The 18,184-nt window shown below is 72.8% G+C and carries 18 protein-coding genes; 16 read left to right on the top strand and 2 right to left on the bottom strand.

Going from position 1 to position 18,184, the window contains the following annotated elements; genetic code table 11:
• The first annotated feature begins 383 nt into the window (after positions 1–383).
• From ABZ098_RS11395 to ABZ098_RS11320, 16 genes are all read left to right on the top strand, one after another.
• Positions 384–962, top strand: a complete 579-nt coding sequence (locus ABZ098_RS11395) for a carbonic anhydrase (RefSeq protein WP_356589608.1) — start codon at positions 384–386, stop codon at positions 960–962.
• A gap of 5 nt (positions 963–967) precedes the next feature.
• Positions 968–2,452 (top strand): SulP family inorganic anion transporter, encoded by a 1,485-nt coding sequence (locus tag ABZ098_RS11390; protein WP_356589606.1) that lies wholly within the window; start codon positions 968–970, stop codon positions 2,450–2,452.
• 118 nt (positions 2,453–2,570) lie between these two features.
• Positions 2,571–3,347 carry a slipin family protein gene (locus tag ABZ098_RS11385; RefSeq protein WP_356589604.1) on the top strand — a complete coding sequence of 259 codons (777 nt, stop codon included), beginning with the start codon at positions 2,571–2,573 and terminating at the stop codon, positions 3,345–3,347.
• A 100-nt stretch (positions 3,348–3,447) separates the two neighbouring features.
• Positions 3,448–4,815, top strand: coding sequence for a PhoX family protein (locus ABZ098_RS11380; protein WP_356589602.1), 1,368 nt, complete (start codon positions 3,448–3,450; stop codon positions 4,813–4,815).
• Between the two features lie 80 nt (positions 4,816–4,895).
• Positions 4,896–5,789 (top strand): polyphosphate kinase 2 family protein, encoded by an 894-nt coding sequence (locus ABZ098_RS11375; protein WP_356589600.1) that lies wholly within the window; start codon positions 4,896–4,898, stop codon positions 5,787–5,789.
• A 20-nt stretch (positions 5,790–5,809) separates the two neighbouring features.
• A complete protein-coding gene (locus ABZ098_RS11370; protein WP_356589598.1) occupies positions 5,810–7,327 on the top strand; it encodes an FAD-dependent oxidoreductase in 1,518 nt (505 codons plus the stop codon).
• 60 nt (positions 7,328–7,387) lie between these two features.
• Positions 7,388–8,209 (top strand): polysaccharide deacetylase family protein, encoded by an 822-nt coding sequence (locus ABZ098_RS11365; RefSeq protein ID WP_356589596.1) that lies wholly within the window; start codon positions 7,388–7,390, stop codon positions 8,207–8,209.
• Between the two features lie 9 nt (positions 8,210–8,218).
• Positions 8,219–8,398: a hypothetical protein gene (locus tag ABZ098_RS11360; protein ID WP_356589594.1), complete on the top strand. Its 180-nt coding sequence runs from the start codon at positions 8,219–8,221 to the stop codon at positions 8,396–8,398.
• A gap of 16 nt (positions 8,399–8,414) precedes the next feature.
• A complete protein-coding gene (locus ABZ098_RS11355) occupies positions 8,415–9,131 on the top strand; it encodes an aminoacyl-tRNA hydrolase (protein WP_356589592.1) in 717 nt (238 codons plus the stop codon).
• Positions 9,128–9,730, top strand: a complete 603-nt coding sequence (locus ABZ098_RS11350) for a TetR family transcriptional regulator C-terminal domain-containing protein (RefSeq protein WP_356589590.1) — start codon at positions 9,128–9,130, stop codon at positions 9,728–9,730. Before ABZ098_RS11355 ends, ABZ098_RS11350 begins: the two co-directional genes overlap by 4 nt.
• Positions 9,731–9,845: 115 nt before the next feature.
• Positions 9,846–10,253, top strand: a complete 408-nt coding sequence (locus ABZ098_RS11345; RefSeq protein WP_356589588.1) for a hypothetical protein — start codon at positions 9,846–9,848, stop codon at positions 10,251–10,253.
• A complete protein-coding gene (locus ABZ098_RS11340; RefSeq protein WP_356589586.1) occupies positions 10,253–10,858 on the top strand; it encodes a TIGR03086 family metal-binding protein in 606 nt (201 codons plus the stop codon). Before ABZ098_RS11345 ends, ABZ098_RS11340 begins: the two co-directional genes overlap by 1 nt.
• A gap of 275 nt (positions 10,859–11,133) precedes the next feature.
• Positions 11,134–12,438, top strand: coding sequence for a DUF692 domain-containing protein (locus tag ABZ098_RS11335; protein ID WP_356589584.1), 1,305 nt, complete (start codon positions 11,134–11,136; stop codon positions 12,436–12,438).
• A gap of 103 nt (positions 12,439–12,541) precedes the next feature.
• Positions 12,542–13,330 (top strand): DUF4142 domain-containing protein, encoded by a 789-nt coding sequence (locus ABZ098_RS11330; RefSeq protein WP_356589582.1) that lies wholly within the window; start codon positions 12,542–12,544, stop codon positions 13,328–13,330.
• Positions 13,331–13,430: 100 nt separating this feature from the next.
• A complete protein-coding gene (locus ABZ098_RS11325; protein WP_356589580.1) occupies positions 13,431–14,228 on the top strand; it encodes a TIGR04222 domain-containing membrane protein in 798 nt (265 codons plus the stop codon).
• A gap of 116 nt (positions 14,229–14,344) precedes the next feature.
• Positions 14,345–15,961 (top strand): alpha/beta hydrolase, encoded by a 1,617-nt coding sequence (locus ABZ098_RS11320; protein ID WP_356589578.1) that lies wholly within the window; start codon positions 14,345–14,347, stop codon positions 15,959–15,961.
• Here the strand turns inward: ABZ098_RS11320 and hemQ are convergent, their stop codons facing one another.
• Both hemQ and hemG read right to left on the bottom strand, forming a co-directional pair.
• Positions 15,962–16,693, bottom strand: a complete 732-nt coding sequence (hemQ, locus tag ABZ098_RS11315; RefSeq protein ID WP_020133767.1) for a hydrogen peroxide-dependent heme synthase — start codon at positions 16,691–16,693, stop codon at positions 15,962–15,964.
• A gap of 5 nt (positions 16,694–16,698) precedes the next feature.
• Entirely contained in the window at positions 16,699–18,138 is a 1,440-nt protein-coding gene (hemG, locus tag ABZ098_RS11310; RefSeq protein WP_356589576.1) for a protoporphyrinogen oxidase, read from the bottom strand.
• Positions 18,139–18,184: the final 46 nt, after the last annotated feature.

Genomic DNA, 18,184 nt, shown 5'->3' with positions numbered 1-18,184 from the left:
AAAGCTCAGTCCGGAATCAAGATCTCCGGCAAGGCGTCACGCGCTGAAGGCTCCGGCAAACGTCACTGCAACCACGTCGGGGACCCGACCGGTCCCCTGCGCACCCGCGACCGGCACCGCACCGTCGACTTCGCCCCCGAGGGGCCCGAGCGCCCCCTGGCGGCCGAGGATCCGACGGCCACGCCCGAGCGGGTGTCAGCAGGCGAGTTCCCCCTGTCGAGACCCTCGACAGCCCACGCTCCGGCGGCACTTCAAGTTTTCCGCTGCTGACAGCCGAGCAGTGCCCCACCTCTGTTCCCCCACCTGTCATGTCAACCGACGCGCCCTTCGGCGCGCCTGGTAAGCCCGACGCGCCCCCACGGCGCGCCAGGAGGAGTCACCACATGCAGCCCCTCATCGACAACGCCCGTACGTTCGGACAGCGCCCTGAGGAGTTCGCCAAGCTGGCCGAAGGCCAGTCCCCCCAGGTTCTGTTCATCACCTGCTCGGATTCCAGGGTCGTCCCGGCCCTGATCACGGGCGCCCGCCCGGGCGAGCTCTTCGAGCTGCGCACCGCGGGCAACATCGTTCCTCCCTACGCCTCGGAGCACCCCACCAGCGAGGCGGCCACCATCGAGTACGCCGTGGAGGTGCTGGGCGTCCGCGACATCGTGGTCTGCGGGCACTCGCACTGCGGCGCCGTCGGCGCCCTCGTGCGCGGCGACGACCTGGACGCCGTCCCGGCCGTGCGCGCCTGGCTGAATCACGCCACCCCGCGCCCGGTCGGCACGACCGAGGACCCGGAAGTGGCCGAGGGCGTGCAGAACCACGTCCTGGCCCAGGTGCTGCGCCTGCGGTCGTACCCGTTCATCGACAAGAAGCTCGCGGAGGACCAACTGACCCTGCACGCCTGGTACTACGAGGTGCACACGGGCGCGGTGCGCGTCCACCGCACCGAGACCGACGCGTTCGAGGGTCTGTGATCGGCATGATGACCAAATACCCTCACCTGCGGCAGGACTTCGCCGCCTCCCTGGTCGTCTTCCTGGTCGCGCTCCCGCTCTGCGTGGGCGTCGCCGTCGCCTCCGGCGTCCCGGCCGAACTCGGCCTCGTCACCGGCATAGTCGGCGGCATAGTCACCGGCCTGATGCGGGGCAGCAGCCTCCAGGTCTCCGGACCCGCGGCCGGTCTGACCGTGCTCGTCTTCGAAGCGGTGAACGAGTTCGGGCTGCCCGCGCTCGGCGTCATCGTGCTCGCCGCCGGCCTGATCCAGCTCGCCATGGGCGCCCTGAAGCTGGGGCGCTGGTTCCGGGCGATATCCGTCTCGGTCGTCGAGGGCATGCTGGCCGGTATCGGTCTCGTGATCATCGCGGGCCAGCTCTACTCGGCGGCCGGTCTGAAGGCCCCTGCCTCCGGACTCGACAAGATCCTCGGCCTGCCCGGCGCCGCCGTGGACGCGCTCGGCAGCACCACGGCTTTGGCCTCGCTCGCCGTCGGCGCGGGCACCATAGCGGTGCTCGTGCTGTGGAAGAAGCTGCCCAAGAAGGCTCAGACCGTACCGGGCGCGCTCGCGGCGGTGCTGCTGGCCACCCTGGTCACCCAGGTCTTCGGCCTGTCCATCGCCACCGTCGAGGTGAACGGCCTGCTGGCCTCCATCCAGCCGCCCGGCATGGACGCCTTCGGCGAACTGGCCAACCCCGCCATCTTCGGCACGATCATCGCCTTCACCCTGATCGCCTCCGCCGAGAGCCTGTTCAGCGCCGCGGCCGTGGACCGGCTGCACGACGGTCCGCGCACCGAGTACGACAAGGAGCTCATGGCCCAGGGCGTGGGCAACACGGTGTGCGGCGCGCTCGGCGCCCTGCCCATGACCGCGGTCATCGTGCGCAGCTCCGCCAACGTCCAGGCGGGCGCGAAGACCAAGGCGTCCCGGGTCATGCACGGCGTGTGGCTGCTGCTGTTCGCGGCCCTGCTGCCCTCGACGCTGGCGCTGATCCCGTTGCCCGCGCTCGCCGGCATCCTGGTCCACGCCGGTTTCAAGCTGATCCCCTTCAAGGAGATCGTGTCGCTGTGGCGCGGCCACCGCGGTGAGGCGCTGATCCTGGTGGCCACGGCCGTCTCGATCGTCGCGGTGAACATGTTCGAGGGTGTGCTGATCGGTCTGGCCCTCTCGGTCGTCAAGACCGCGTGGGAGGCCTCGCACCTCAAGCTGGAGATCGTCGACAAGGGCGCGGGCCCGATCCAGGCCCACCTGTCGGGCAACGCGACCTTCCTCCGGCTGCCGAAGATCCTCGACAGCCTGGAGTCGCTGCCCCAGGACCGTCCCGTGGAACTGGACCTCTCCGGTCTGCACCACCTGGACCACGCCTGCCGTACCGCCCTGGAGAACTGGGCCGAGCGGCACAGCGCGGTCGGCACGGAGCCGGTCCGGGTCACGGAACCGGAGCTGGTGAAGGCCACCGCCGCCCCGTAGCGCTCCACCGCGCTCGTAGTGCTCTCCCGCCCGGTCCGGGGCCGTCGTGGCCCCGGACCGGGCACCGGGCATATCGTTGCAGGAGCAGACATACGGACCTCTCGACGAGGAGGCCGGAATGCTCCAGGAACTGTTGACGGCGGCCGTGGCGACCGGTTCCGCGGGGGTCGTCTACCTCGCGGCGGCGGCCCGGGTCGTCAAGCAGTACGAGCGCGGCGTGGTCTTCCGCCTCGGACGCCTCGCGGGCGAGGTGCGCGAGCCCGGGTTCACGGCGATCGTGCCGTTCGTGGACCGGCTGCACAAGGTGAACATGCAGATCGTCACGCTGCCGGTGCCGGCCCAGGAGGGCATCACCCGGGACAACGTGACCGTGCGCGTGGACGCGGTCGTCTACTTCCGGGTCGTGGACGCGGCGAGCGCGCTGGTCAAGGTCGAGGACTACAAGTTCGCCGTCTCCCAGATGGCCCAGACCTCGCTGCGGTCGATCATCGGCAAGAGCGAACTGGACGACCTGCTGTCCAACCGCGAGAAACTCAACGAGGGCCTGGAACTGATGATCGACAGCCCGGCCGTCGGCTGGGGCGTGCAGGTGGACCGCGTCGAGATCAAGGATGTGTCGCTGCCGGACGCGATGAAGCGGTCGATGGCCCGGCAGGCCGAGGCCGACCGTGAGCGGCGGGCCCGGATCATCAACGCCGACGCCGAACTCCAGGCCTCCAAGAAGCTCGCGGAGGCCGCCAAGGAGATGTCCGAGCAGCCCGCCGCGCTCCAACTCCGGCTGCTCCAGACGGTCGTGGCGGTGGCCGCCGAGAAGAACTCGACGCTCGTCCTGCCCTTCCCGGTGGAGCTGCTGCGCTTCCTCGAGCGGGCGCAGGAGCACCCGACCGGGAGCTGACGGAAAGGGACACGCTACGCGCGTGGTTCCCGCGGGCCGACCCAGGTGATAGACACAGCGACGTCACAGTCCTGTCCGCCAGCAGGAAGGTTGCTTCGCCATGTCCGCAACACGACGTCAGGTCCTGGCCCGCACCGGCGCCCTGGGCCTGGGCATCGCCTTCACCGGCGCCCTCTCCGAACTCTTCGCCGGCACCGCCGCCGCCCAGTCCCTCGGTCACACCGGCTACGGCCCGCTCGTCCCGGACCCCGACGGCCTGCTGGACCTGCCGAAAGGATTCCGCTACAAGGTCCTCTCCCGCGAGGGCGACCCGCTCCGCTCCGGCGAGGGCAAGGTCCCCTCCAACCACGACGGCATGACCGCCCTGCCGGGCAGACACGGCCGCGTCCACCTGGTCCGCAACCACGAGAACCGCCCCACCGCACCCCTCGCCGTCCCCACCGTCAAGGGCCTGACCTACGACCCGGCGGGCAAGGGCGGCTGTACGGCCCTGACGCTCGACTCCCGCGACAACGTGCTGTCGGAGCGGGTCGCCATCGCCGGCACCGCCGTCAACTGCGCGGGCGGGCCCACCCCTTGGGGCACCTGGCTGACCTGCGAGGAGACCGAGGACAAGGCCGGTACCAACGGCTACACCAAGGACCACGGCTTCATCTTCGAGGTGGACCCGGTCGATCCGCACCGCTCGGGCGCCGTACCGCTGACCGCGATGGGCCGCTTCCAGCACGAGGCCATCGCGATCGACCCGAAGCGCGGCATCGTCTACGAGACCGAGGACGCCTTCCTCAAGCCCTTCGGCCTCTTCTACCGCTTCCTGCCCCACCGGCCCGAGGGCGGCCTCGGTTCACTGCGCGCGGGCGGCCGGCTCCAGGCGATGCGGGTGCCCGGCGTACCGGACCTGTCGCTGATCCAGGAGACCGGCGCCTGCTTCGAGGGCATCGAGTGGGTCGACGTACCGGACCCGCTGGCCACCCAGACCCCCATCCGACTCCAGGACTTCGGCCCCAAGGGCATCACGCACGCCCAGAAGCTGGAGGGCTGCTACTGGGGCGGGAAGAGCGTCTACTTCGTGTCGTCGTTCGCGCACAGCGCCGAGGGTTCGGCCGCCGACCACTTCGGGCAGATCTGGCGCTACGACCCCTCCGCGCGCCGGCTCACCCTGGTGATCGTCTTCGGCCCGGACACCGACGTGCAGCTGCCCGGCGAGTCCCCGGACAACATCTGCCTCGCCCCGAGCGGCGGCCTGATGGTGTGCGAGGACGGCAACGGCGCCCAGCACGTCTTCGGCGTGACCCGGCACGGCGAGGTCTACGCGATGGCCCGCAACGCGCAGAACATCGGGACGCCGGACGCCCCCGAGTGGGGCGAGTTCGCGGGCGTCACCTTCTCCCCCGACGGGCAGACGATGTACGTCAACTGCTACACGCCCGGGACGACCTTCGCGGTGACGGGGCCCTGGCGCAGGTAGCCGCCCTCCACGACGGCTGGCGCGCCCCGGTCCCCCGGCGCAGGATCGAGGGGCCGTACCCGGACCGGAAGGGGTGCCCCATGTCGAAGAAGGGCTCGAAGAGCCGCGCGGCGAAGGGCGCGCGGGGCGGGGACGACCTCGCCCTGCGCGAGCTGCTGCGGATACCGGGCGGCAAGCCGGTGGATCTGGCCGCCCGCGACGCCCGGGAGACCCCGGCAGGCCCCCGTGACAAGCAGGCGGGCCTGGCCGCGATGACCGAGCTGGCCGCCCCGCTCGCCGACCTTCAGGAACGCCTGTGGGCGGCGAGCACGGCGGGCGACCGGCGCCGGGTCCTGCTGGTGCTGCAGGGCATGGACACCAGCGGCAAGGGCGGTACGGTCAAGCACGTCATCGGCCTGTTCAACCCGGCCGGCTGCCGTATCCGGGCGTTCAAGGCGCCCACCCCGAAGGAACTGGGGCACTCCTTCCTCTGGCGGATCAAACGGGCCCTGCCGCAAGCCGGCGAGCTGGGCATCTTCGACCGCTCGCACTACGAGGACGTCCTCGTCGCCCGCGTCCGCTCGCTCGCCCCGCCCGCCGAGATCGAGCGCCGCTACGACGAGATCAACCACTTCGAGAAGTCCCTCGCCGACGACGGCGTCACCGTGATCAAGTGCTTCCTGCACATCTCCTACGGCGAACAGCGCGACCGCCTGCTCAAGCGCCTCGACCGCCCGGACAAGCACTGGAAGTTCAACGTCGCGGACATCGACGACCGCGCCCTGTGGCCCGCCTACCAGCAGGCGTACGAGACGGTTCTGGAGCGCTGCTCGACACCGCACGCCCCCTGGTACCTGGTCCCCGCCGACCGCAAGTGGTACCGGAACTGGGCGGTCAGCCGGCTCCTCCTGGAGCACCTGTCGGAGTTGGACCCGCACTACCCGCAGGCGGACTTCGACGTGGCGGACGCGCGCAGGCGGCTGCTGGAACAGTGATCCCGGGGTACTCGGGACGCATGACCGAGAACCGACACGTCAAGGGCTCGTACTGGCTGGAGACGGCACCCGGCGGGCCTCACCCGCCCCTGACCGAGGACCTCGACGTCGACGTGGCCGTCATCGGCGCCGGCATCGCCGGGCTGAGCACGGCGTGGGAGCTGACGCGGGCCGGGCGGCGGGTGGCGGTCCTGGAGGCCGGTCAGGTGGCCGCCGGCGTCACCGGCCACACCACCGCCAAGCTGACCGCCCTGCACACACTGATCTACGACAAGGTGCGCCGCACCCGGGGCCCGGAGGGCGCCCGGCTGTACGCGCGCTCGCAGAGCGAGGCGATCGAACGGGCCGCCGAGATCGCGGACGAGCTGGGCGTCGACTGCGACTGGGAGCAGCGCAGCGCCTACACCTACGTCCGTGACGAGAGCCGGGTCGGGGAGCTGCGGGCCGAGGCGGAGGCCGCCCGGGAGGCGGGGCTGTCGGCGACCTTCGTGACGGAGACCGGGCTGCCGTTCCCGGTGGCGGGCGCGGTCCAGGTGACCGGGCAGGCGCAGTTCCATCCGCGCAAGTACCTGCTGGCCCTGGCCCAGGACCTGGTCGCCTCCGGGGCGGCCGTCCACGAGCACACCGTCGTCGTCGGCCTCGACGAGGGCGAGCCGTGCCGCCTGACGACGGACACGGGGGCGACGGTGACGGCCCGGGACGTCGTGGTCGCCACGCACTACCCAATCTTCGACCGGGCCCTGCTGTTCACCCGGCTCTCGCCGCGCCGCGAGCTGGTCGTCGCCGGGACGATCGACCGGGAGCGGGATCCGGACGGCATGTACATCACGCCGGACGAGGGCACCCGCTCGGTCCGCACGGCTCCCTGGGACGCCGAGCGGCGCCTGCTCATCGTCACCGGCGAGCACTTCACACCCGGCACCGGCGACACCCGGGCCCGGTTCGACGACCTCTCCGCCTGGGCCGCCCGGCACTTCCCCGACGTCGAGCTCACCCACGCCTGGGCCACCCAGGACAACGACCCCACCGACACCGTGCCGCTCGTCGGCCCGCTGCACCCGGGCGCCCGGCACACCTATGTGGCCACCGGCTTCGGCGGCTGGGGCATGAGCGGCGGCATCATGGCGGGCCGCCTGCTCGCGGCCCAGATCACCGGCGAGCAGTGCGAGTGGAGCGACCTGTACGACCCGCGCCGGCTGCGCTCACAGGTCCGCGAGGCCCCGTCCTTCCTCAAGACCCAGGCGCAGGTGGCCCGCCACTTCGTCGGCGACCGTCTGCGCCCCGCACCCCCGCTGGAGTCCCTCCCGCCGGGAGAGGGCGCCGTGGTCCGGGTGAACGGCGACCGGCTCGCGGTCTACCGCGACGACGAGGGCAACCTCCACGCCGTCTCCCCCCGCTGCACCCACCTCGGCTGCCTGGTCTCCTTCAACGGGGCCGAGGACGCCTGGGAGTGCCCGTGCCACGGCTCCCGCTTCGACACGAACGGCAAGGTGATCCAGGGGCCGGCGACCAAGCCGCTGGAGCAGCGGGACATCTGAGCGGGTGACGTCACGGCCGGGGTGACAGGCAAATAAGGCAGTTCGCCATATTTTCATACGGTGATCACTTCCGTACGACGCGTCACCGCCGCCTGTCTCCTCGGCGCCGTGCTCACGGCCTGCGCCACCGCTCCCCACCAGGCTCCCCGGCCGGCCCGGCCGTCCCCGGCCGCGACCTCCGCTCCCCCCACGCTCGCCCCCGGCCCAGGGGGTCTGACCCCGGTCTTCAAGAACGGCTCCCGCGTCCACGGCAGGACGGTCGCGCTCACCTTCGACGCCGACATGACCGCCGACCAGGGGGCCCGGGCGGCGGCCGGCGAGCACTTCGACAATCCCGGGCTGATCGCGGCGCTGCGGGCACTGAAGGTGCCGGCCACCGTGTTCATGACCGGGCGGTGGGCCGAGGAGTATCCCGAGCAGGCCCGTTCCATCGGGCGGGATCCGCTCTTCGAGGTCGCCAACCACTCCTACAGCCACTACGCCTTCACCGACGACTGCTACGGGCTGCCGACGGTCTCCGCCGACCGGATGCGGGCGGACGTGGAGCGGGCGTTCACGGCGTTCCGCAGAGCGGGGGTGCCGGACGCGCGGCCGTACTTCCGCTTTCCCGGCGGCTGCTACGACCGGCGGGCGCTGAAGGCGCTCACCCCGGTCGGGGTGACCGCCGTGCAGTGGGACGTGGTGAGCGGGGACGCGTTCGCGACGGACGCGGGGGCCGTGTCCCGGCAGGTGCTGGAAGGGGCGCGCCCGGGATCGGTCGTGGTCATGCACTGCACGCGCAGTGCGGCGCCGACGACGGAGCGGGTGGTGCGCACGGTGGTGCCCGAGCTGCGGGCGCGGGGCTACCGGTTCGTACGGGTGTCCGAGCTGATCGGGTCCTAGGCTGGAGGTATGAGCGAGGACTACTGCACGATCGGCAACGTGCCGAAGCCGCCGGTCGCCGACGGGCCGCCGTACGCGGACTGTGTGCTGTGCCGGGAGCCGACCGAGTATCCGGAGTCGTACAAGGGGATCACGCTGTGCCCGGTGTGCGAGTGGCAGGAGGCTCAGCGGACGGCCTGCTCGGGGTGACCTTAGGGTTGTCCGGGTGAGCCACGACGTGACGCCCTCGACCGACAGCCCCTTCCGTTCCGAGCCGACCGCACGCGATGAGGCACCGCAGTTCGTGCTGCCCCTGGTCGTGCGCATCGAGAAGGCCGCTCCGCCCGCTCGTACCGACGCCCTGGAGACCGCAGCCCGCGCCGTGCTCGTCATGCTCGCCGACGAGCGTTCGGTGGGCGACGGGGAGTGGGCCGAGGCCGTGCGGGACTGGCAGGACGCCCGGATCCGGAAGGTCGTACGGCGGGCCCGGGGGGCCGAGTGGCGGCGGGCCGAGGCGCTGCCCGGGATCACCGTGACGGGGAAGGCGGCCGAGGTGCGGGTGTTCCCGCCGGTGCCGCTGGACGGGTGGCCCAAGGAGCTGGCGAAACTCCAGGTCTCCGGCACCGACCTCGACGACCCCGAGCCGCCTGCCGGGGCGGACCCGACCGCCCCCGTCCTGTGGCTCAGCCCGGACCTCGACATGTCGGCCGGCAAGGCGATGGCCCAGGCCGGTCACGGTGCCCAACTCGCCTGGTGGGAGCTGCCGGAGGAGGAGCGGGCCGCGTGGCGGGACGCCGGGTTCCCGCTCGCCGTACGGACGGCGCCCCCCGGCCGCTGGGCCGAACTCACCGCCAGTGGGCTGCCGTTGGTCCGTGACGCCGGTTTCACGGAGATCGCGCCCGGCTCCTGCACGGTCGTCGCGGACCATCCGGCGCTGCGATGACCAGGGTCGACGGGCGTGTCGAGCGGGGCAACCGCACCCGGCGGACCGTGCTGCGCCGGGCCGTCGACATCGCCTCGGTCGAGGGGTTGGAGGCGCTGTCGGTGGGGCGGCTGGCCGGAGAGCTGGAGCTGAGCAAGAGCGGGGTGTTCGCCCTGTTCGGCTCCAAGCAGGAGTTGCAGCTGGCGACCGTGCGGGAGGCCTCGCGGATCTTCGTCGCCGAGGTGCTGGAACCGGTCTCCGATGCGGCTGACGGGCTCGCCCGGCTGCGGGGCCTGTGCGAGGGCTGGCTGCGGTACTCGGAGCAGCGGGTCTTCCCGGGGGGCTGTTTCTTCTACGGCGTCATGGCCGAGTTCGACGCCCGCGAGGGTGCCGTCCACGACGCCCTCGTCGAGGCACAGCGCGCCTGGCTCGCGGAGTTGGAGCGGTGCGCCGAGCAGGCGCGGGCCGCGGGTGAGGTGGGCGCGGACACCGATCCGGGGCAACTGGCCTTCGAGGTCGTCGCGTTGATGGAGACGGCGAACGCGATGTCGGTGCTGCACGGCGAGTCCGCGCCCTATGCCAGGGCCCGGCGGGGCATCGCGGCGCGGTTCCGGGCCTGACGACTCGGGCACTCCTCGGCCGGATGCGGTTCGGGCGCGGTTCGGGCGCGGTTCGGGCGCGGTTCGGGCGCGAAAACTAGTAGCACGATCGTTCGTTTAGTTTTATGGTCGGCGCATGGGCACTCCTCGACCACGCGTCCTTCGCTCCCGCTGGAAGTCCGGTCCCGCCATTGCGCTCGACGACCCCGTGCTCGTCGCCGTCACCGACTTCACCGCCGACGGCCACGGGCGGTCCCTCGCCGTCGCACTGGCCGGGATGCGGTTGCGCCGCACCTGGCCGTCGACTTCCGGCGCGATCGGGGTGTGGCTGTGGGCGGACCCCCTGCGCCGGCGGTCCGGGTCCGTGTCCGTATGGGCCGACGAGCGGGGACTCAAGGAGTTCACCGGCCGGCCCGACCACGCGCGGATCGTCCGCGCGCATCGTGGGCGCGGTGAACTGCGGTCGGCACGGCGGGAGTTCGAGGAGTTCGATCCCGATGCCGTGTGGGCGTACGCCCTGGACCTGATCGCCGAGGAGCGCTGATGGATGTCGTCGAACTGGACCGGATCGCCGTGGAGGAGGCTTCGCGGCTGGTGGAGCTGGCCCGGGGCGCGGACGACCGGGACTGGACGCGGGACACACCCTGCGCGGGGTGGGACCTGCGGCGGCTGGTGGCGCACATGACCGCGCAGCACCACGGCTTCGCGGCCGCCGCGCGGGGCGACGGCGGCGAGTTGGGGCACTGGCGGGAACCGCGGGAGCTGGGCGACCCCGCCGCGGCGCATCGCGCGGCCGCGGACGCGGTGCTCGCGGCGTTCGCCGAACCGGGCGTCACGGAGCGGGAGTTCGTGCTGCCGGAGCTGGGCGGTGGGTTCGCCGGCCGTACGGCGATCGGCTTCCACTTCGTCGACTACGTCGTGCACGCGTGGGACGTGGCGGCCGCGCTCGGTGTGCCGCTCCGCCTGTCCGAGGACGTGCTCATCGCGGGGCTGGCCGTGGCCCGGCGCGTTCCGACGGACCCGGCTGGCCGCGGGCCGGGATTCGCGTTCGCGCCCGCGCTGAAGGTTCCGGAGGGGGCCGGGCCCCTGGAGGAGACGCTGCGGCTGCTGGGCCGGCAGCCCGACGCATGGCCCGGAACCGGCCGGTGACCTCCCGGACCCGGCCGGAGCCGAACGTCGGATGCCGCGCCGCAGGCCCCCCGGCACCGGCGAGATGCCCGACGCAGCGCCGACCGCAAGCCCGGGGCCCCGTTCGCACCGAAAGCATGGAGGGAGCCGGGCCGTGGGCTCCGCCGCCGAACCTCAAATGTTGCTCTGAAGGTTCCCCGGGTGCGGTTCGGGCCCGAGCCGTGGGGCCATACCTCCGTCACGCCGAGCGGGCGACGACCGGAGCGGGTGCGGGAGAGGCGGGGAGGGGACGGACCATGGAGCGACTGGGCACGGGGATCGGGTGGCGGCCGGAGATCGCGGACGCCGTGGAGGGCATGCCGGGCATCGACTGGGTCGAGGCCGTGGCCGAGAACGTCTGCCCCGGGCACCTGCCCGAGTCGCTGCTGCGACTGCGTGAGCGCGGGGTGACCGTGGTGCCGCACGGCGTCTCACTCGGCCTCGGCGGCGCGGACCGGCCCGACGCCGGACGGCTCCTGGCCCTCGCCGAGCGGGCCGAGGCGCTGGGGTCGCCGCTGGTCACCGAGCACATCGCGTTCGTCCGGGCGGGCGGCCCCCTGACCGCCTCCCCCCGCCTGGAGGCGGGACACCTGCTGCCCGTCCCGCGCACCCGGGACGCCCTGGACGTCCTCTGCGAGAACATCCGCATCGCGCAGGACGCGCTGCCGGTGCCGCTCGCGGTGGAGAACATCGCCGCCCTGGTCGCATGGCCGGGCGAGGAGATGACCGAGGGGCAGTTCCTGTACGACCTCGCCGACCGGACGGGCGTGCGGCTGCTGATCGACGTGGCCAACCTGCACACCAACCACGTCAACCGCGGCGAGGACCCCGCCGAGGCACTCGCCGAACTGCCCCTGGAGGCCATCGCGTACGTCCATGTGGCGGGTGGGTTCGAGCGGGACGGGGTGTGGCACGACAGCCACGCCCACCCCGTCCCGCGGCCGGTCCTCGACATCCTCACCGACCTCGCGTCCCGGGTCTCACCGCCGGGCGTGCTGCTGGAGCGGGACGAGAACTTTCCCGAACCGGCGGAGCTCGAAAGGGAGTTGGGGGCGATCCGGGAGGCGGTGGAGAAGGGGGGTGCCGCGCGGCCCGGCGGTGCGTGGCGTGCCGGCGCCTCCGGGGAGCCGTCGGGCGTCTCGACCTCCCCCGCCCGCCAGCGGCTCGCGCTGGCCCAGACCGCGTTGCTGTCCGCGCTCGTGGCGGCGACGCCGGTGCCGGAGGGGTTCGACCGGGTGCGGCTCGGGGTGCAGGCGCGGGCGCTCGCGGGGAAGCGGGCGGACGTGGTGGCGAAGGTGGCGCCCGAACTGCCGGTGATCCTCGGTGCGGGTTACCGATCGGCGTTCCTGGCGTACGCGCAGGGAGCGCCGATGACCGAGGGGTACCGGCGGGACGCCCTGGACTTCGCCGAACACCTCTTGACGAGCGGCGAGTCGAAGGACGCGCGGGTGCGGCGGGAGCTGCGGGAGTGGTGGCTGGAGCGGTCGGGTCCGGCGCCGAGGTCCCGACGGCCGGGGATCCGGCTGGCCCGGGCCACGCGGAAGGTGCTGCTGGGGAGGTGAGGATGCGGGGACTCGGGGACGGGAAGGCTGCGCGGACCCGGCAGTAATATGTCAATCCCGCACCTGAAACCCTCTAGCGTGCGGTGCCGCAACAGGAGGCACCATGCGACCGCGACCGCCCATCGAGGGGCGAGGCATCTTCACCGGCACCGGGGTGATCATCGCCGGGCTGACGGCGACCCTGGTGGCCCTGCTCATCCCCCTCTGGTCCTACGCCGACCGCTCCGGCACGGGACTGAGCGTCCTCAACGCCGGGACCGTGGCGACGCCGTACGGACCGCTGTCCGCGCTGGACCGGGACTTCGTCACGAAGGTGCGGCTGGCGGGGCTGTGGGAGCTGCCCGCCGGTCAGCAGGCGCAGCAGAAGGGCACGACGCAGGCCGTGCGGACGGCGGGGCAGCACCTCGTGGAGGGGCACACGTTCCTCGACGCGCGCGTGCGTGACGTGGCGTCGAAGCTCGGGCTCGCCCTGCCCAACGAGCCCAACGACCAGCAGAAGCAGTGGCTCGCCACCCTCGACCAGGCCCAGGGCGTCGACTACGACCGGCAGTTCGCCAACATCCTGCGCCTCGCGCACGGCCGGGTGTTCTCCGTCGTCGCCGAGGTCCGCGCGAGCACCCAGAACTCCCTGGTCCGCGCCCTGGCCGACGACGCCAACACCACCGTGCTGGACCACATCAAGATCCTGGAGGCCACCGGGTACGTCGACTTCGGCGCCCTGGCCCGGGACCTGGCCGCGGGCAGCACCCCTCCGATCACCAACTCCCCCGCCCCGCCCGGCCCGACGGCCGACCCGGGCCAGGTCGTTCCGGTCACCCCGTCGCCGTACGCCACGACCTTCACTCTCCCCCCGGCCGCCTCGAGCCCCCCTCCCGTCCCCGTGCCGTCGTAGTTCACTTCCGGACAAACGGAACGTCACACACCGACAACACTCCGTCCGGATCGTGAACATCCCATGGCGCCGCCACGAGCCTTTGGCATAGAAACGCGGCATGTTCTGGGTTCTTCTTCTGCTGCTGGCCTGGGCCGCCGCCGGCACCGCGTGTACGCGCCTGTGCCTGGCCGCCGTACACGCGGCGGCCGCGGACGCGGATGCCCGGGGACACGATCTGACGCTGTACGAGGCCGCGTTCCTGTCCGGTGGACCGCGGCGGGTCGCCGATCTGACGCTCGTCTCCATGGCCCGGCAGCGACGGCTGCTGCTGGCCCACACCGGCTGGGCGACCGTCGTCGACCCGCGCGGCCGGGACGAGATGGAGCGCACGGTCATCGGGGCCATCGGGCCGGAGGGGCAGTCCCGGATCGCTCCGGTGCGGGCGGACGCGGCCTCGGCGGCCGCGGTGCGCAGCCTCGCCGAACGGCTCGTGGACGCGGGCCTCGCCGTGCCCGACGGCGCCCGCTCCGGCATCGCCGCGGGGGTCCGCCAGGTGAAGCTGGCCTCGGTGGCCGTCGTCGCGCTGGGCGCGCTCGCGCTGCTGGCGCCCGCCCCGTCGGAGATGCCGCGGCACCTGGTCGCCCTCTGGTTCGCGCTGCCGCTCGCCCTCAGCCTGAGCTGTCTGGCCATCGCGCGGATGGAGGTGCACCCGTACTCGCGCTGGGCGTCCCCGGCGGGCCAGCGGCTGCTCGGTGCCCTGAACCGGCACCCCGGTGGCACGGACGAGCGGACCTATCTCACCTCCGTCGCCGTACGCGGCATCAGCGCCGTCGGCGAACCGGACCTGCGCGCGGCCTTCGCCCACCGGCCCGTCGGCCAGGACGAGGAACACCGCCTTCCCCACCGGCGCGACTGAGTTCACCCGGGGGCGCACGGAGGCATTGGGGCCGACACCGGCGGGGCGGTGCTTGCCTTCCCCCACAGCCGAACCAAACATCCCTTTTGTCGCTGCCGCGCACCGAAGGGACACCGATGAGAGCTCCCGCCCTCTACACGGCCGCCGGAACCTTGCTCCTGACCACGCTGGCCGCCGCACCGGCCGGGGGCGCTCCGGCCGCCCCGGGCGCGGCGGAACTCCGCGGCACCGCGGTCGCCGCGGCACGCGCGGGGTCGGCCGGTGTCCGCTTCGGCGCCTGTCCCGCGGTGGAAGACCTGCCCGACGGGGTGCAGTGCGGCACGGTGTCCGTCCCGCTCGACTACGCGCGCCCCGACGGGCGGCAGATCAAACTGACCGTCAGCAGGGTGCGGGCCACCCAGAAGGACCCGCACAACAGCAAGCGCCGGGTGCCCCGGCAGGGCGCCCTGGTCTACAACCCCGGCGGTCCCGGCGGCTCGGGCATGTACTTCCCGTTGGTCGGCGCGCTGCCCGAGTGGAAGGGGCTCGCGGCCGCGTACGACCTGGTCGGCTACGCCCCGCGCGGGGTGGGCCGTTCGGCGCCGCTGTCCTGCACCGACCCCAAGCACTTCTTCAAGGCGCCGACCCAGGCGCCGACGCACCCCTCGGAGTCGTACAAGAAGGAACGCGTCGCGCAGGCCAAGTCGTACGCGCGCGGATGTGCGCAGCGGGCGGGCGCGGCTCTGCCGTACTACACCTCCCTGAACAACGCCCGGGACCTCGACGTCCTGCGGGCCGCGCTCGGCGAGCGGAAACTGACGTTCATGGGCGCGTCGTACGGCACCTATTTCGGCGCGCTGTACGCGACGCTCTTCCCGTCCCACGTCCGGCGGATGGTGTTCGACGCGGCGGTGAACCCGGCGCCGGAGCAGGTCTGGTACCGCAACAACCTGGACCAGTCGGCCGCGTTCGAGGGGCGCTGGGCGGACTTCCGGGAGTGGGTCGCCCGGCACGACGACGTGTACGGGCTCGGGGCCACGGCCGAGGAGGTGCTGCACAGCTACGAGAGGGCGGCGGCGCGGCTGGCCGCCGAGCCGGCCGGCGGCAAGGTCGGGCCGGGGCAGCTCCAGGGGGCGTTCCTGTCGGCCGGGTACTACGACGACCTCTGGCCGCACCGGGCGCGGGCCCTGTCGGCGTACCTGAAGGGCGATCCGAAGCCGCTGATCCAACAGGCGGGGCCGCACCAGGAGGCAGCGCAGGAGGCGGAGAACTCGAACGCGGTCTACACGGCCGTCGAGTGCAACGACGCGCCCTGGCCGACGGACTGGAAGGTGTGGGACCGGGACAACACACGGCTGGCCCGGGTGGCGCCGTTCGAGACGTGGGACAACGTCTGGCTGAACCTGCCCTGCGCTTACTGGCCCGCGGCCCGGCAGGAGCCGCTGGACGTGCGGACGGGGCCCGGTGAGCTGCCCGCGACGCTGATCCTGGCCGCCGAGCGGGACGCGGCCACGCCGTACGACGGCGCCCTGGAGCTGCACCGGCGGCTGTCCGGCTCGGTGCTGGTGACCGAGCGGGACGCGGGCACGCACGGCATCGCGGGCGGCCCGAATCCCTGCGTCAACGGATACCTGGACGCCTACCTGTTGGAGGGCCGCCTCCCGGTGCGGCGCGCCGCGTGCGCCCCGCACCCCGAGCCGCAACCGAAGCCGGTGGCCGGCTCCCGGAAGGCGGCCGTCGGACCCGCCCGCTGATCAGGCGAGGCCGGCCACGAGGTCGCCGAGGTCCTTGCGGCGGCCCGTGTAGAACGGGACCTCCTCGCGGACGTGCATGCGGGCCTCGGAGGCGCGCAGGTGGCGCATGAGGTCGACGATGCGGTAGAGCTCGTCGGCCTCGAACGCCAGGATCCACTCGTAGTCGCCCAGCGAGAAGGAGGCGACCGTGTTGGCGCGGACGTCCGGGTAGCCGCGGGCCATCTTGCCGTGGTCGGCGAGCATGCGGCGGCGGTCCTCGTCGGGCAGGAGGTACCAGTCGTAGGACCGCACGAACGGGTAGACGCTGACGTAGTCCCGGGGGTTCTCGTCCGCGAGGAACGCCGGAATGTGCGAGCGGTTGAACTCGGCGGGGCGGTGCAGCGCCATGTTCGACCAGACCGGCTCCAGGGCGCGGCCCAGCCTGGTGCGGCGGAAGAGGTTGTACGCCTCCTGCAGCTGGTCGCTGGTCTCCGCGTGCCACCAGATCATGACGTCGGCGTCGGCGCGCAGCCCGGACACGTCGTAGGTGCCGCGGATGGTGACGTCCTTGGCGGCGAGCTGGTCGAACAGCTCCTGGACCTCGTCGGCGTAGCCGGTGCGGTCCTCGGGCAGCACGTCCTTCAGCTTGAAGACGGACCAGAGCGTGTAACGGATGACCTCGTTGAGGTCCTTGGCCAGCTTGCCCTTGTTCGGGACCCTGCCGGACTCGGGGGTGGGGGCGTCGTTGCTCATGGCCCCTATTCTCCCGCTCCGCCGTGCAGGCTCTGCACCGGGTTGGCCGTGAGCTCGCGCACCGCGGTCAGGTCGCCCTGGATCTGGTCCACGGCCGCGTGGGCGCTCGCGACGCAGGCCGGGATGCCGACGCCGTCGTACTGCGCGCCGCAGACCGCGAGGCCGGGGAGCTTGGCGATCTGCTCGCGGATGCGGGCCACGCGCGCGTGGTGGCCGACGGGGTACTGGGGCAGGCCGTCGGTCCAGCGGGTGACCCGGGTTTCGAGGGGGGCGGCGGCCAGCCCGGTGGCCGCTTCGAGGTCGGTGCGGGAGACGTCCACCAGGTCGGCGTCGTCGCGCTCCAGGATCTGCGTCTCGCCGTAGCGGCCGACGGAGGTGCGCAGGACGACGACGTCCGGGTTCTCGTCGGCGATCCAGCCCCACTTCTGGGAGGCGAACGTGGAGGCCTTGATGGTGCGGCCGTCGACCGGCGGGACGAGGAAGCCGCTGCCCGCGGGCAGGGCGGTGTCGGAGCGGCGGTAGGCGAGCGTGACCAGGGCCATGGAGGCGTACTCGACGGTGTCGAGCTCGGTGGCGGCCTCGGGCGCCTCGGCGCGCAGCAGTCCTGCGGCGGCCGGGGCGGGGACGGCGAGGATCACGGCGTCGGCGTGCAGGACGCGGTCCGGGGTGACGACCTTCCAGCCGCCGGACGCCTCGCGGCGCAGCTCGCTCACCGGGGCGCCGGTGACGATCTCGCCGCCGCGCGCGCGGACCGCGTCGGCGACGGCGAGCGGGAGGGTGCCCACGCCGCCCTCGATGCCCATGAACACGGGCCCGGTCTGCTGGTTGGCGGCCATCTTGGCCTGGATCTCGCGGACGCCCTCGGTGAGCGAGGCGTGGATCTTCGCGACCTGGAAGAGCTGCGGGACCGCCGAGCGCATCGAGATGCGGTACGCGTCGCCCGCGTACACCCCGCCGAGGAGGGGTTCGACGAGGCGGTCGACGACCTCGCGGCCCAGGCGCGCCGCCACGTACTCCCCGACCGCCACGTCGTCGCCGACCTCCGTGCGGGGCAGCTCGGCGTCCTGCTCGATGCGGGCGAGGCCCTCGTCGGACAGCACCCCGGCCAGGGCCTCGGCGGTGCCGGGTACGCCCATCACGTGGCCCTTGGGCATGGGGCGCAGGGCGCCGCGGGTCCAGATCGAGGCGGTCGCGGTGGCGGGCGGCTGGAGGCGCTCACCGAGGCCCACCTCGCGCGCCAGGGCCACCGCCTCCGGCCTGCGGGCCAGCATCGACTCGGCGCCGAGGTCCACGCGCGCGCCCGCGATCTCACCGGGGAGCAGCTTGCCGCCGACACGGTCGGCCGCCTCGACGACGGTGACGCGCACACCGCGCTGCGACAACCGGTGGGCCGCGGCCAGTCCCGCGATGCCGGCTCCGATGACGACGACCTGTGATCCGCTCATGGCCCCAGCCTCTCAGACCCCACTGAGAGTCCACCGGCGGCCCGGT

This window comes from Streptomyces sp. NPDC006335 (assembly GCF_040612795.1).
GTDB lineage: Bacteria > Actinomycetota > Actinomycetes > Streptomycetales > Streptomycetaceae > Streptomyces.
Note: the sequence above shows the minus strand (reverse complement) of the source record. Positions and strands in the feature narration are given on the sequence as shown.